Origin of the sequence: Sulfitobacter undariae (genome assembly GCF_014196805.1) — a bacterium.
Lineage (GTDB): Bacteria > Pseudomonadota > Alphaproteobacteria > Rhodobacterales > Rhodobacteraceae > Sulfitobacter > Sulfitobacter undariae.
Window position 1 is genome coordinate 1 of record NZ_JACIEI010000001.1, and the last position, 14,105, is coordinate 14,105.

General features: G+C 54.4%; 15 protein-coding genes and 1 pseudogene. 9 read left to right on the top strand and 7 right to left on the bottom strand.

Translation table 11 applies throughout. The annotated features are described in order from the left end of the window. The 3 genes and pseudogenes from GGR95_RS18810 to fliP form a co-directional block, all read left to right on the top strand. A pseudogene (locus GGR95_RS18810) lies at nt 1-291 on the top strand (hypothetical protein); the annotation flags it as partial. Then, entirely contained in the window at nt 284-568 is a 285-nt protein-coding gene (locus GGR95_RS00005) for a FliM/FliN family flagellar motor switch protein (RefSeq protein WP_184561519.1), read from the top strand. The pseudogene GGR95_RS18810 and the gene GGR95_RS00005, both read left to right, overlap by 8 nt. Continuing rightward, nucleotides 568-1,302, top strand: coding sequence for a flagellar type III secretion system pore protein FliP (gene fliP / locus GGR95_RS00010; protein WP_184561521.1), 735 nt, complete (start codon nt 568-570; stop codon nt 1,300-1,302). The genes GGR95_RS00005 and fliP overlap by 1 nt, the downstream gene beginning before the upstream one ends. Nucleotides 1,303-1,612: 310 nt before the next feature. Here fliP and leuB read toward each other — a convergent pair whose 3' ends face one another. The 5 genes from leuB to leuC all read right to left on the bottom strand — a co-directional run bounded on the left by leuB (nt 1,613) and on the right by leuC (nt 7,075). After that, complete coding sequence (leuB, locus tag GGR95_RS00015) at nt 1,613-2,719, bottom strand: 3-isopropylmalate dehydrogenase (protein WP_184561523.1); 1,107 nt, start codon at nt 2,717-2,719, stop codon at nt 1,613-1,615. Nucleotides 2,720-2,790: 71 nt separating this feature from the next. Further along, nucleotides 2,791-3,759, bottom strand: coding sequence for an endonuclease/exonuclease/phosphatase family protein (locus GGR95_RS00020; RefSeq protein WP_184561525.1), 969 nt, complete (start codon nt 3,757-3,759; stop codon nt 2,791-2,793). Nucleotides 3,760-3,788: 29 nt separating this feature from the next. Continuing rightward, a complete protein-coding gene (locus GGR95_RS00025; RefSeq protein WP_246423242.1) occupies nt 3,789-4,580 on the bottom strand; it encodes a hypothetical protein in 792 nt (263 codons plus the stop codon). Nucleotides 4,581-4,926: 346 nt separating this feature from the next. Then, complete coding sequence (gene leuD / locus GGR95_RS00030) at nt 4,927-5,532, bottom strand: 3-isopropylmalate dehydratase small subunit (RefSeq protein ID WP_184561529.1); 606 nt, start codon at nt 5,530-5,532, stop codon at nt 4,927-4,929. A 136-nt stretch (nt 5,533-5,668) separates the two neighbouring features. Beyond that, nucleotides 5,669-7,075 (bottom strand): 3-isopropylmalate dehydratase large subunit, encoded by a 1,407-nt coding sequence (gene leuC / locus GGR95_RS00035; RefSeq protein ID WP_184561530.1) that lies wholly within the window; start codon nt 7,073-7,075, stop codon nt 5,669-5,671. Between the two features lie 378 nt (nt 7,076-7,453). On the opposite strand from leuC, the gene GGR95_RS00040 reads away from it, so the two are divergent. The 3 genes from GGR95_RS00040 to rlmH all read left to right on the top strand — a co-directional run bounded on the left by GGR95_RS00040 (nt 7,454) and on the right by rlmH (nt 9,859). After that, nucleotides 7,454-8,764 carry a mechanosensitive ion channel family protein gene (locus GGR95_RS00040; protein WP_184561532.1) on the top strand — a complete coding sequence of 437 codons (1,311 nt, stop codon included), beginning with the start codon at nt 7,454-7,456 and terminating at the stop codon, nt 8,762-8,764. Between the two features lie 261 nt (nt 8,765-9,025). Next, a complete protein-coding gene (gene rsfS / locus GGR95_RS00045) occupies nt 9,026-9,382 on the top strand; it encodes a ribosome silencing factor (protein WP_184561534.1) in 357 nt (118 codons plus the stop codon). Between the two features lie 6 nt (nt 9,383-9,388). After that, nucleotides 9,389-9,859 carry a 23S rRNA (pseudouridine(1915)-N(3))-methyltransferase RlmH gene (rlmH, locus tag GGR95_RS00050; RefSeq protein WP_184561536.1) on the top strand — a complete coding sequence of 157 codons (471 nt, stop codon included), beginning with the start codon at nt 9,389-9,391 and terminating at the stop codon, nt 9,857-9,859. Here rlmH and GGR95_RS00055 read toward each other — a convergent pair. Together GGR95_RS00055 and GGR95_RS00060 are read right to left on the bottom strand one after the other, a co-directional pair. Beyond that, entirely contained in the window at nt 9,856-10,209 is a 354-nt protein-coding gene (locus GGR95_RS00055; protein ID WP_184561538.1) for a hypothetical protein, read from the bottom strand. The genes rlmH and GGR95_RS00055 overlap by 4 nt on opposite strands. Before the next feature lie 34 nt (nt 10,210-10,243). Further along, on the bottom strand, nt 10,244-10,942 hold the full coding sequence (locus GGR95_RS00060; RefSeq protein WP_184561540.1) for a DUF599 domain-containing protein: 699 nt from the start codon (nt 10,940-10,942) through the stop codon (nt 10,244-10,246). A gap of 220 nt (nt 10,943-11,162) precedes the next feature. Here GGR95_RS00060 and GGR95_RS00065 point away from each other — a divergent pair, with 220 nt between their 5' ends. The 3 genes from GGR95_RS00065 to GGR95_RS00075 are packed head-to-tail and all read left to right on the top strand — an operon-like array spanning nt 11,163 to nt 14,100. Beyond that, nucleotides 11,163-12,611 carry an FAD-linked oxidase C-terminal domain-containing protein gene (locus GGR95_RS00065; RefSeq protein WP_184561542.1) on the top strand — a complete coding sequence of 483 codons (1,449 nt, stop codon included), beginning with the start codon at nt 11,163-11,165 and terminating at the stop codon, nt 12,609-12,611. Nucleotides 12,612-12,655: 44 nt separating this feature from the next. Continuing rightward, nucleotides 12,656-13,738 carry an FAD-binding protein gene (locus GGR95_RS00070; RefSeq protein WP_184561545.1) on the top strand — a complete coding sequence of 361 codons (1,083 nt, stop codon included), beginning with the start codon at nt 12,656-12,658 and terminating at the stop codon, nt 13,736-13,738. Beyond that, nucleotides 13,735-14,100 (top strand): hypothetical protein, encoded by a 366-nt coding sequence (locus GGR95_RS00075; protein WP_184561548.1) that lies wholly within the window; start codon nt 13,735-13,737, stop codon nt 14,098-14,100. Before GGR95_RS00070 ends, GGR95_RS00075 begins: the two co-directional genes overlap by 4 nt. Nucleotides 14,101-14,105 lie beyond the last annotated feature (5 nt).

Here is a 14,105-nt window from a genome sequence, read left to right on the forward strand (position 1 = left end):
AGCGCTCCATGGAGAAACTCCCTTATAATCCATCTGTCAGGGCTGAATCTCAGATCAGGGGCTCACAAGGAAGGTGGGGTGGGCGCACCGCTTACAGAAGATCTGCTTGAGGGCATAGAATTGAACCCACCAGTGTCCGTGATCTCTGACCCCACATTGTCCCCTAATCAATTATTTGTCTCGTTAGATATCCTAGAGCGGGAGGTTAATCTGGACGCTGTTTGTGAGGAAATCAGAACCGCAATGGAAGCATTTACATTTCACACCCAACAGGAGCACCTTGATGCCTGATCAAACCAGTTTAGCCACTGACACCTCGAACCCTTTCACCTCAGTGCCCATAGAAATCACGGTCTGTGTCGGTAAGGCCCGTCCTCTGGTTCGCGACTTGGTGATGTTAGGGGAAAATGCGGTGCTTACCTTGAATAGGCGTGTAGACGACCCTGTTGAGTTGTACGTCGGTGAAAAATTGATTGCGCGTGGCACTCTGGAAGAGGGCGAAGGGAGTACAAGTGGCCAATTGATGGTTCGACTGACTGAGGTTATTGATATGAAGCAGGGTATTTGATGCAGCGAAAACCATTGCTTTGGCTGGTAATTTTCGTTTCTGTTTTTTTACCACAGTTGGCTACGGCGCAGGATTTGTCGATCTCTTTGGGGGATACGGGATCGATTTCTACACGTACTATCCAGTTGTTCGTGCTTTTTACGGTCCTTAGTCTTGCGCCTGGTTTAGCCATCATGGTGACCTGTTTTCCCTTTCTTGTAACTGTTCTGTCGATTCTGAGGCAGGCAATCGGCTTGCAGCAATCTCCACCTAATATGCTGATCGTTAGCCTCGCTCTGTTTCTAACATACTTTATAATGGAACCGGTTTTTATGGCTGCTTGGGAGAACGGGATTGGTCCTCTGACTCGTGAAGAGATTGACATCGAACAAGCCTTTTCACTCACCCTTGCGCCATTTCGTAGTTTTATGGCCGCGCGATTGAATCCTGAAACTTTCTTCGCGATGGCAGAATTACGGCCAGATACCATCGATGCAAAGCCAGTAGCTTCTGCTCCTCTATCCGTTCTCGTGCCAAGCTTCATGCTGTCAGAGATATCCAGAGCATTTCAAATCGGATTTTTGATTTATTTGCCGTTTTTGATTATTGACTTGGTGGTGGCTGCAATTTTGATGTCCATGGGGATGATGATGGTTCCTCCAGCAGTTGTTTCACTTCCGTTCAAGTTGGCATTTTTTGCTGTTGCAGACGGTTGGGCACTGATTGCAGGAAGTTTGGTGCGAAGTTACTTCTAGATTTTTTCAATCTCGGTCGGGAGGTAATGCTTGGGGGCAACACAGGACCAAATTCGGCGAACCGACCACATGCGTATCTGATCATGTTCAAGTGATTAGGCGGCACGGTTAGGCTAACCACAGGAATCGTAGTAGTCACTCAGGGGAATTGGACCAAATCAATTGCGTGAAATAGGTTTGAATTTAAATATTTGGGGAAGGTTCAGCGCAGAGGTTTGCCTGATAGTAAGCTGAAAAATTTCATCCCAGAAAGGTCGAAAGTAGCGCGCATCACATGTCATACGGACGCACGCTAGTGCTTTTCAGTCAGTTAGAGACTCGCTTCGAGAGCCGCGAGAATTGCGTCACCCATTTCTGAGGTGGAGATCGGTGTGCCGCCTTCTTCGCCCATCAGGTCGGCTGTGCGTGCGCCGTCGGCCAGTACTTTTTCAATAGCCGCCTCCAGACGTGCGGCTTCTTCACCTTGGTCAAAGGAATAGCGCAGCGCCATAGCAAAGCTGAGAATACAGGCAATCGGGTTTGCCTTACCTTGTCCCGCGATGTCAGGGGCTGATCCGTGTACGGGTTCATACAAGGCTTTTGGGCGGCCATCCGCGTTTGGGGCGCCAAGGGAAGCTGACGGCAACATGCCCAGCGAGCCTGTCAGCATTGCCGCACAATCAGACAGGATATCGCCAAACAGGTTGTCGGTTACAATGACGTCAAATTGCTTGGGTGCACGAACTAGTTGCATCGCGCCGTTGTCAGCGTACATATGCGACAGTTCAACATCCGGATAATCTTCGTCATGAACCTTCTGGACGACTTCGCGCCATAGAATGCCGCTCTCCATGACGTTGGCTTTTTCCATTGAGCAAACTTTGTTGCCACGGCGGCGGGCCAATTCAAACGCTGAGCGCGCAACGCGATCAATCTCGGATTCGGTGTAGCGCTGGGTGTTGATGCCCACACGTTCATTACCTTCTTCAAAGATGCCACGTGGTTCGCCGAAATAAACGCCCGAAGTTAGCTCGCGCACGATCATGATATCGAGACCTGCGATCAGGTGCTTTTTCAGTGATGAAAAATCGGCCAGCGCGTCAAAACACTGGGCGGGGCGCAGGTTGGAAAACAGGTCCATCTCTTTGCGCAGACGCAGCAAGCCGCGTTCGGGTTTGACTGAGAAGTCCAGATTGTCGTATTTTGGGCCACCCACGGCACCCAGCAAAACGGCGTCTACTTCCAGAGCGCGCGCCATTGTGTCGTCATGCAGGGGCGTGCCGTGTTTATCATAGGCGCAACCGCCCACCAGATCATGCTCTACATCAAAAGTCAGATCGCGCTTGACGCCGAACCAGTCGATAATGCGGGTCACTTGGCCCATAACCTCGGGGCCGATGCCGTCACCGGCGAGGATCAAAAGGGTGGGGTTTGCCATGCGTAATGCTCCTGAAATTGGTTGCAATTGGCGTACCTTGCAGGGGGCAGGGCGTCAAGGATAGGCCGTGGTCATCGTGGCGCGATGTCTATCCACAGCAGGCTATGTCGGCTGGCAAGTGGCGTGCTAATCAGCCCATGGTCTAGAACTTGCCACTCTGTTGAAGGCAGCAGATAGTCCACTCGTAGATCGCCGGGGGTCGGCTCGGTAAAATCGGCTGTGGGTGAATCGTCAAAAGGGTTCTGGATTTTCGGATGGGACAGCAATGCAGTGATCGCCTCAGGCCGGCCATCACCACGCATCGGATCGGTGTTTGCTGTACCAGCTAGGATAAAGGGGAGAAGCGATTGATCCCGCTTCAGATAATCTAACCAGAATGCGACTTCATCATGGTTGCGCCTGCCATTGCGGTCTTCTGGGCCGTCGAAAACGGGAGGTGTTGCATGGAAGGTCATCAACCGCAGGGTGCCAAAGGCGGGCGTCTGGATGGGAACAACCCAATGTCCTTTTGATGAAAGTCGGTGCGTATCAAAGACAGCAGGGCCGCCAAAAACTATGCCGTTTTGGGTGGGGTATAAGTGCTCTTTGAGATCACGCCATAGCATCTGAGTGTAGTCTTCAACCGCTTCATGCTGGATGGGGAAGCGGGACAGAACAGCCATTCCGCCCATGCCGTTAAAGTGACCAAAGCCATGGGCGTCATCAGCTTCACCCAGTCTGCCATTAGCGTTCATATCCATGCCGCTGGTTTGTCCGGCATTGGGGGGATTTGCGAAGCTGTGGGGATAGACCAGCCCATTGGCTGCTAAATCCTGTATCAGCGCCTCAAGTGTGGCGTGGCGCAGGTCATAATCTACCCCCTGCAAGGCGATGACATCGGGCTTTGCCTCGATCATCAGCTGTTTGAATGCTTCGATCTGCGGATCATTTCCACGCAAGATGCCGCGCAATAGTAGCCCGGGGCCTTTGCGCGATAGTTCAGTGTTGAAGGTCGCGATGCGTAGGCTTTCGGCGTGCAGGGCAGCAGTGGGCCAAACCATGCATAGTGAGGCCGCGAAGATTGAATGAATTAGGCGAGTTGAAAGCCGTTGTCGTGCTCTAGTTCCGCTTCCGCATAGGCCCGCTTGCGCTTTTCTTCGATCATGTCCGCGATTTTGCCCATGGCGATGCCACGCATGATGATACTTGCTGGAAGAAAGGCCCATGCTGCAATTGTCCAGATGAGGGTTTGCGGGTGTTGCAATGTGATAGGTTCTAGCAGATCGGAAGCCAGTTTGACCACAGCGGGGACAAGGAATGGCAAAAGGAAGCCAATTACGATGTTGATCCGCGCATCACGGTGCAGCCGCTCTACCACATCGCCCCCAGCGGTGGGGTCAAAAACGGGGAGGTTAACCCATACGTTGAAAGCACCTGAGCGGGCTGGCCAGTTTAAGACGCGGACCATCACAAGAAATGCAGTCATCGCAAAAAGCGAGACAATATAAGAAGTTCCTGCCGCGGTACGTACAAAATTGATGGTTGCTGATGTTGCGTCCGAGGGGAGCATGAGAACCACGAGACGCACAGGTGAGTAGGGGAAATCGATTGCATTGCCAGCAATCGTACCTACCGACGTCACGGCAGTGCTCATAAGTGTTGGATGAGACATTCCGCTTAAGATGAGGCTTAATGAAAAGATAATTGTGAAAAGCGCTACAAAGCGCAGTCGGTTAAAGGGCGCGGCATCGCGGAATTCCACAATACTGGGGAAGACAGAGTTATATTCGACAAAGGTCAATACCCCCGCGAGCAACGCAACAAGCAAAACGAAGGGTGTGGACTCATTGCCGAGGTTCGGCAGCAGGAGCGCTGGCGTCATAATCATTGTCGCAACCAAAAGGCCGCGCGCGAAGGCACTGGTCATCCGTACTATCAAAACTCTATCCCTTCAAACTGGCCTGCCGCAGTTTCTGCGTGCTAGTTCCAACTTGATGCCTTCGGGTTTGGAAGGCCTGCCTCATTATTGTCATAATTGTGCCCTCTTTTGCCTTATTCCTCAAGTCTGTTAGGGTAGATAACCCTGTCGGTACGGCATTTTGAGGGAGAGGGTGGTGCGTTCTTGCATCAATTCGAGGGCGTGAATAAGGCAGACGCAATATCTTGTGGGCGGGGCGGGTCGCGCCCACAAGAAAAATGCTCAATTTTTGAGATAGATTAATAAAAGGCTAAACCCAGGGCCGACTCTGGGAGGCCGACTCTTCAAAGGTATCGATTGAAGCCGCTTTTTCCATGGTCAGACCGATGTCGTCCAAGCCATTCATTAAACAGTGTTTTTTGAATGAATCGACTTCAAACGTGAATACATCGCCGTCAGAGGAGGTGATGCTCTGGTTTTCCAGATCAATCTCGATCCGCGCATTTGCGCCTTTTTCGGCGTCTTTCATCAGCGCATCAACTTGCTCTTGTGGCAGGACAATCGGCAGAATGCCGTTTTTAAAGCAGTTGCTGTAAAAGATATCCGCATAAGAGGGGGCAATGATGCAGGTGATGCCGAAATCGGCGATTGCCCATGGGGCGTGTTCACGTGAGGAGCCACAGCCGAAATTGTCACCCGCTACAATGATTTGCGCATCGCGGTACTGGGGCTTGTTTAGCACGAAATCAGGGATTTCGTTGCGGTCGTCATCGTAACGCATTTCATCAAACAGGTTCACGCCGAGGCCTGACCGTTTGATGGTTTTGAGGAACTGCTTGGGGATGATCATATCGGTGTCGATGTTAATCAAAGGCATTGGGGCGGCGATGCCGCTGAGGGTGGTGAACTTGTTCATTAACAAACTCCTAAAATCGGACCACAAGATGTGGTGTGTTTCATCTCGGTGGAACGCAACGGACCTGTGTCACATAGCGTACACCGACTGTGCACCGCCCGTACACCGACTATGCGCGGCGGACGGGCGGGGGGCATCACATCAAATCGCGGACATCTGTCAGCTTGCCCGTGATTGCCGCAGCGGCGGCCATGGCAGGCGACATCAGATGGGTGCGACCACCGCGGCCCTGACGGCCCTCGAAGTTGCGGTTGGAGGTCGCGGCACAGCGTTCACCGGGGGCCAGTTGATCCGGGTTCATGGCAAGGCACATAGAGCAGCCCGCAAGACGCCATTCAAAACCCGCGTCCTTGAAGATATCGGCAAGGCCTTCTTCTTCGGCTTGGGCACGGACAAGGCCGGAGCCCGGAACGATCATGGCGCGCATGCCGTCCTTGATTTTCTTGCCCTTCAGAATTGCGGCGGCTGCACGTAGATCCTCGATACGGCCATTGGTGCAAGAACCAATGAAGACAGTGTCGATTTCAACATCTGTCAACGCCATGCCTGCGGTCAGACCCATGTAATCAAGCGAGCGCTGGGCGGCTTCGATTTTACCGCCTTTGAAGTCTGTGGCGGCAGGGACTTTGGCGGTGATTGGCAGAACGTCCTCGGGGGAGGTGCCCCATGTCACGACGGGGGCAATGTCTTCGCCTTTCAGCGTGATGACTTTGTCCCATGCGGCATCATCGTCAGAATAGAGCGTTTTCCACCATTCAAGGGCAGCTTCCCATTGTGCGCCTTTTGGCGCGTGGGGGCGGCCCATGCAGTATTCGAATGTTGTTTCATCAGGTGCGATGATGCCAGCCCGCGCGCCGCCTTCAATCGCCATGTTGCAGACGGTCATACGCCCCTCCATGGACAGATCGCGGATCGCTTCGCCGCAATATTCGATGACATAGCCCGTGCCGCCAGCGGTGCCTGTGACGCCGATGACAGACAGGGTGATGTCCTTGGCCGTAACACCGGGGCGCAATTTGCCGGTGATTTCGACCTTCATGTTTTTGGATTTCTTCTGGATCAGCGTTTGTGTTGCCAGAACGTGCTCCACCTCGGAGGTGCCGATCCCATGCGCAAGCGAGCCGAACGCGCCGTGAGTCGCGGTGTGGCTATCGCCGCAAACAACGGTCATGCCCGGAAGGGTCCAGCCTTGTTCGGGGCCAACGATATGCACGATACCTTGGCGCACATCAGAGACAGGGTAATAGTGTACGCCGAATTCTTTGGCGTTCTTATCCAGTGCTTCAACCTGAATACGGCTGTCTTCGGTCATGGTGGTTGCATCGGCACGGTCCAGCGTGGTGGGCACGTTGTGATCCGGCACAGCGATGGTTTTATCCGGCGCACGCACAGAGCGGCCCGCCATGCGCAGACCTTCAAAGGCCTGCGGGCTGGTGACTTCGTGCACCAGATGGCGGTCGATGTACAAAAGGCATGTGCCGTCATCTGCTTCGTGGGTGACGTGTGCATCCCAGATTTTATCATAGAGCGTTTTGGGGGACATGGGGGACCTCTCCCTTGGGGTATTGATGTGGGTAATTGTTTGCGAAATTCGGAAATCAGCGGCCCGAGGGCGCGCAAGACAGATTTATAGCTGCGCCAGCACGCTATGTGTGGCACCGAAAAAGCGTTCGCGCAGGCGTGCGCGGTCTGTCTGGTTGAAGACATTGTTCATAGCTTCGCTAGATACAGGGCAAAGAGCCGTGCTGCAAGGACTGGCATTGTGGGGGCCGCAATATGGGCCAGTAGTCTGAGTGCCCGAATTAACAAAAAGCACCAAAGGTGAAAAAATTCCCGCTGATCGCTATATCAAAGGCGGGCATATTGCATGGCTTGTGGGAAGTGCTGCCTTGTGCGACGATTCCTGAAATATGGAGTAATCATGCAAGACGTTGTCGATCCGTTTGCCGAGTTTTTAGTTACCCTGCAGGCTCTATGGGCGAATGCTGTGGGCTTTGCTGCGGGTGTGGCCGAGCCGGGGTGGCGGCAGAATCAGGTTTTTATCATCCTTGCTGTGGCTCTTGTGTCTTGGGGATTGCATCGCAAAAGCGGCGATATCCTGCATGAACGGGTGCGTGCGCGGGAAGGGTGGCAAAAATGGCAGTTGCGGGCCATTGTTCAAATCAAACGTCGTTTGGGGCTGATGTGGTTTTGTCTGATCATCGGAATTGTATTTCTGCTGATGCAAAACCTGACTTGGCCGTCGCGCTCATATTTGATCGGGCTTGCAGGTAAGCTGGGTTTTGTCTGGTTGTGTATTGCCTTTGCTGCGCGGCTGGTGCGCAACCGCCCGATCCGGCGAATTGTGACGTGGTCTTTGTGGGTGTACGCCACGCTATACATGTTGAATTTATCGGATCAGGTTGCTGCGTTTCTGGATGGCGTCGCGATTGAGTTGGGCGATTTCCGCCTGTCGATTTTGACGTTGATCACTGCGGTTGTGGTGATTGGTCTGCTGATTACTTTGGCGCGGATTACGTCAACGGCCACGGCCAGCACGATCCGCAGGAACGAAGACATCAGCCCCTCTATGCAGGTGCTTGCGGTGAAGGGGGTACAGCTGGCGGCCTATGGCATCGCGTTTTACATGGGCGTCAAAGCCGTTGGTATTGATCTGACGGGGCTTGCGGTACTGTCGGGGGCGATTGGTGTGGGTCTTGGTTTTGGCCTGCAAAAGGTTGTGTCGAACCTTGTTTCGGGTGTGATCATTCTGCTGGATAAATCGATCAAACCGGGGGATGTGATATCGCTGGGCGAGACGTTTGGCTGGATACAAACGCTGGGCGCGCGCTATGCGTCGGTGGTGACGCGGGACGGCAAGGAATATCTGATCCCGAACGAGGATTTGATCACCGGACAGGTGGTGAATTGGTCGCATTCGAATGATTTTGTGCGGTTGGATATTCATTTTGGCACTGCTTATGGGGATGACCCGCATGAGGTGCGCAGGCTGGCCATTGCGGCGGCGGCTTCGGTTGAGCGGGTGCTGAACCATAAGGCACCTGTGTGCCACATCGTCGGATTCGGTGACAGCTCGGTTGATTATATCCTGCGGTTCTGGATCAGAGACCCCACAGGCGGTTTGACGAATATTCGCGGGAATGTGTTTTTGGCGCTTTGGGACACGTTTAAGGAAAATGGTATTTCGATACCGTTTCCGCAGCGCGAAGTGCGGATGCTGGACGAAGAATAGGGGTGATTCCCGTCTGGGTGGCGTGATTTTTGGCATCAACTGGTGCCTTTGGGCGGCAGTCTGGGCCGTAAATGCGGACAAAAGAGCCACAATCAGCCGCTGCTGACACTGGCGATTGTGCCTGTCATTGAAATGTGACACTTGGGGCGCTAATTTAAAGATATCCCCAGCGCCGGGGGCCCGTCGGCGCGCCAGAAGGAGGACAATGTCCTGTCTACGCATACTTCCGCAGCTTCCCCTGCGCATAATGGTGCGGTCGTAATGGCCGGCCAAAAGCAAGCCACCAGCGACCTGCTGCTCGAAACTGTTCTTGAGTCATTGAATGACGGCAAGGCCGAAGATGTTGTGCAGATCGATCTGCGCGGCAAATCCGAAATTGGCGATTACATGATCATCTGCTCTGGCCGTTCCACACGTCAGGTCAGCGCGCTGTCCGCAAGGGTCGCGCAGGACGTCAAAGATGCCTACGGCCATGCGGCGCGTATTGAAGGCAAGGATTCAGGCGACTGGGTTTTGGTTGATACGGGCGATGTTATCGTTCACGTCTTCCGTCCCGAAGTGCGCGAATTCTACCAGATTGAAAAAATGTGGCTGCCGCAGCCCGAAGCCGCTTCCTAAAGCGCGATGAAGGTACATATCTGTACCGTTGGTCGGCTGCGTGCCGGCCCTGAAAAGACGCTGATTGACGATTATTTGACGCGATTTGATAGAACCGGCCGGGGGCTCTCCCTTGGGCCGGTTTCTGTTTTGGAGGTCGATGATCGCAAAGGCGGTGGTATGGCGGGAGAGGCGGTGCTGCTGCGCCGTGCTTTGCCTGCGGGTGCCGTTATCTGTGCGCTCGATGAGCGTGGTACGGTCGAGACATCACCCAAATTTGCGCAACGCATTGCGGGTTGGCGTGACGCGGGGCGCAGTGATCTGGCGTTTATCATCGGGGGGGCGGATGGCATTGATCCGGCGCTGCGTAATGAGGCCGACCACTTGTTGTCGTTTGGCAAAATGGTCTGGCCGCATATGATGGTGCGTGTGATGCTGGCCGAGCAGTTATACCGCGCGGCCTCGATCCTGTCAGGGGGGCCGTATCACCGCGTTTAAGGCAGCTTGACGGTTTTTCCCGTGGGTGCCCATCCGGTGACGTTATCGTGGACTTCTACAGTAACGCTATCAATCCCGTCAGGGATTTTCACGCCAGAGAGTGACCGTGTGAAGGGTTGTTCATCCACATGGGGATGCGCAAGGTCACGTTCGCCCAGAATGTTGCCCGAAGGGTCTTTGATGCGGAAAATATCCGCATAGTCTTCCCAGCCCGTGTCAGCGTGTTTGACGGTGACATCAAAGGTATAAGCGCCGGATGATTTGGACACTTTCACATAGTGAACTGTTGCGGGGTCCGCAAAAGCAGGGGCTGCCGAAAGGGCGAGAATCACAAGTGTTTTCTTAATCATTACTTTGTCCAATCTTTGAGCAAGATATAGCCTTTCAGCTATCTATTTCCAAGAGGACCCTACGAGACTGTGAGGCGAATTCTCGCCGCCAGATCACAAGCGATGTAATAATGGTTGCACCCAGCAGAAATTCTGGGCCGATCAGCCAAGCCACAGTCGCCAGCGCATAATACATGGCACGCAGGCCACGGTTGAAGCTGCGGGCGGCTGCGATGTTTAATTCGGCTGCTTTATGGGCGTAGGACTGCATTTTAGGGTCTTCGATGTCATTTGGAGTGGCCCCCATGACAACCGAGCAATAGCCAAACAGGCGGTTTGACCAGACGAATTTGAGGAATGCATTTGTCAGGAAAAACACGATCACGAGAAATTTCATTTCCCAGATGATTGCGGGATCGCTTGTCACTGTGAGGTCTGCGGCGACGTCCGCAACTTGCTCGGCGTTGCCGATCAGCGCAAGCGTACCCCCGATTGCAATGACGCAAGTGGAGGCGAAGAAGGATGTGCTCTGCCGTAATGTGCTGAGGGTTTGCGAGTCAAAAATCCGGACCTCTCGCTGGGTCATCAGTGTCATCCACTGGCGGCGATAGCCTGCCATGATGCTGGAGGTGGACGGGTTTTTGGATGAAGAATGTTCGACACGCCAACCAATCCCGCACCACAGCAGAATAAGAAGAACCAAGGCAGCCAGATCAACCGCGGTGAGGAGCGAAAGGGAGTCGTATAAAATCATATGTCCTCTCTAGGTGGCGGGGCTTGGCAAAGCCAGTCAGGAAAGGTGTCTGTCGCGGATGAAAGTAACTTTGGCATAAATTCACTTCATGTCAATTTGTGGTGGCTATCCCATCAGGGGAGCGATGCCATCGTTGGGTCGCCTTGTGGTGACTTGTATCAAGTCATGATTGGTAATAATATATTACCAAATTTAATGCGACAGTTGCGGAGCTTGTCTTATGGAAATGCCACGTCCCAATCCTGCGGTATTGGCCCGCAAGGCGCGTGTGGTAGAGCGGCTGCAAGCGGTTCTGCCTGCGCAAGCGGTCATTCATGAGGAAAGCGAGACGCGTGCATATGAATGTGATGCGCTGACAGCCTATCGTTGCGCACCAATGGTTGCCGTTTTGCCTGCCACAACTGCCGAAGTCTCGGCTGTGTTGCGGATCTGTCATGAAGAAGGTGTGCCCGTGGTGCCGCGCGGCTCTGGCACATCGTTGGCAGGTGGGGCGCTGCCCACGGCGGATTGTGTCATTCTGGGTGTGGCACGTATGAATGGTGTGATTGAAACGGATTATGACAACCGTTTCATTCGCGTTCAGACAGGCCGCACAAACCTAAGCGTGACAGGGGCCGTTGAGGAAGACGGGTTCTTTTATGCGCCAGACCCTTCCAGCCAGCTTGCCTGCGCCATTGCGGGCAATATCGCAATGAATTCGGGCGGGGCGCATTGCCTGAAATACGGCGTGACCACCAACAACCTGATGGGCGTGACGATGGTCATGATGGATGGCGAGATTGTCGAGATCGGCGGCACCTATCTGGATGCGGGTGGTTTGGACCTGTTGGGCGTCATTTGTGGGTCTGAGGGGCAGTTGGGTGTGGTGACCGAAGCCACCCTGCGGATTTTGCACAAACCCGAAGGCGCACGGCCTGTGTTGATGGGGTTTGACGATAACGAAGTGGCAGGGGCCTGTGTTTCGGACATCATCAAAGCGGGTGTTTTACCTGTTGCGATTGAATTCATGGACCGTCCCTGCATCGAAGCGACAGAGGCGTTTGCCCATGCGGGTTACCCGATGTGTGAGGCATTGTTGATTGTTGAGGTCGAAGGATCGGATGACGAGATTGACCATCAATTGGCCCTGATCATGGAAATTGCGCAGCGGCATAACCCTGTTGAGCTGCGCCAAAGCAAATCTGCTGAGGAAAGTGCGGCGATCTGGCTGGGGCGCAAAAGTGCCTTTGGGGCGATGGGGCAGATGGGTGACTATATGTGTCTGGACGGGACAATTCCTGTTTCCAGCCTGCCGCATGTTCTGCGCCGCATTGGCGAGATGTCCAAAGAATACGGGCTGCGTGTGGGCAATGTGTTTCACGCGGGGGATGGCAATATGCATCCTTTGATCCTGTTTGATGCGAATAAACCCGGTGATCTGGAGTTATGTGAAGCCTTTGGCGCGGATATCCTGAAGCTATGTGTTGAGGTGGGCGGTTGCCTGACCGGAGAGCATGGCGTGGGGATTGAAAAGCGCGATCTGATGCATGTGCAATATGCGGCGGCGGATCTGGAGGCGCAGATGGCGGTGAAAGACGTGTTTGACCCGCAGTGGTTGCTGAACCCCGCCAAAGTATTCCCGCTGGATGCCTCTGAGAGTCGTCGCCAAGTGGCGATTGCAGCCGAGTAAACATAGCTGAGTTCCTATCCGAAGACGATAAAGGCCGAGAAAACATGTATCTTCCCCAGACCGAGACCGAATTGGCCGAAGTGATCCGTGATGCGGATGCGCCTTTGGCAATATCTGGCGGTGGCACCCGTGGTGTGACCTGTGAAGGTGTGACGTTGGGCACGGCAGGGATGAGCGGGATCACCCTGTATGAACCGGGTGCAATGACGGTGGTGGCGCAGGCCGGAACGCCTGTGGCTGAGATCGAAGCGGCGTTGGCCACTGAAAACCAGCGGCTTGCTTTTGAGCCGATGGATCACCGCAGGCTGTTGGGGACCGAAGGGGAACCGACGATTGGCGGTGTGATGGCGGCAAATATCAGCGGACCACGGCGGATATCTGTCGGCGCTGCGCGTGATTTTCTGCTGGGTGTGCGATATGTCGACGGGGCGGGTGCCATCGTGAAAAATGGTGGGCGGGTGATGAAAAACGTCACCGGCTATGATCTGGTCAAGCTGATGTCGGGTGCCTACGGCACTTTGGGTGTGCTGAGTGAGGTTTCGCTTAAGGTTTTGCCCTGTCCAGAAACCTCGGCAACGCTGATCCTTGAGGGGCTGACAGAGGTGCAGGGTATTGCGGCGCTTGCCAAGGCGCTGGGCAGCCCGTTTGAGATCACTGGCGCTGCGCATGACCCAGATAAAAGGCAGACATTGCTGCGCATTGAGGGGTTTGAACCCTCGGTGCGGTACAGAATGGAGGCGTTGCAAAAATTGTTGGGCGGTGAAAACCATGTGGTGCAGGAGGCAGGTATACTTTGGGCAGGCTGGCGCGATGTGGCGGGCTTTGCAGCGGTAGATGAAGACATCTGGCGGGTGTCGTGCAAGCCATCGGATGGACCTGCTTTGGCGGCGAAATCGGGTGCTTTGGGTGTGCGATATGATTGGGCAGGTGGGTTGATCTGGCTGCGAATGCCAGCCGGGCACGATCTGCGGGAGGCCTTGGGGCGCTATGACGGTCATGCGACATTGATACGGGGCAAAGACCAACAGCGGTTTGAGCCTGAAGCCACGGGTGTGGCGCGTCTGACTGCGGGTTTGCGGGAACGGTTCGATCCGCGCAATCTGTTGAATAGAGGATTGATGGGATGAGTTATGTCGCGCTGTTTATTATTGTTTTTGTCGGGGGGCCTTTGGCCTTTCGCGGGCTAATGCGGGGTGGGACCTCGCCTGCGGCTTTCCGGCGTTTGGCCATGTTCACGGCCATTTGCGCCGCCACGGGGTTGGCGCTGCGCTATGGGTTCGCAGATTTGTGGGGGCATGATTTAGTGCTGACGGGATCGGGGCTTGCCTTTATCTGGGGGGGATGGATCGGCGTGCTGGCTTATGGTGCGCAGGCGCTGCGGCGGATGGATCATGGTCTGCGGATGCGGCGCTGGACGTCGATGATGGGATCGTTAGGGACAACAATACCTTGGTTCGGGCTGGCCAGTGCCAGCGCTTTGGCCGCATAGGGGAA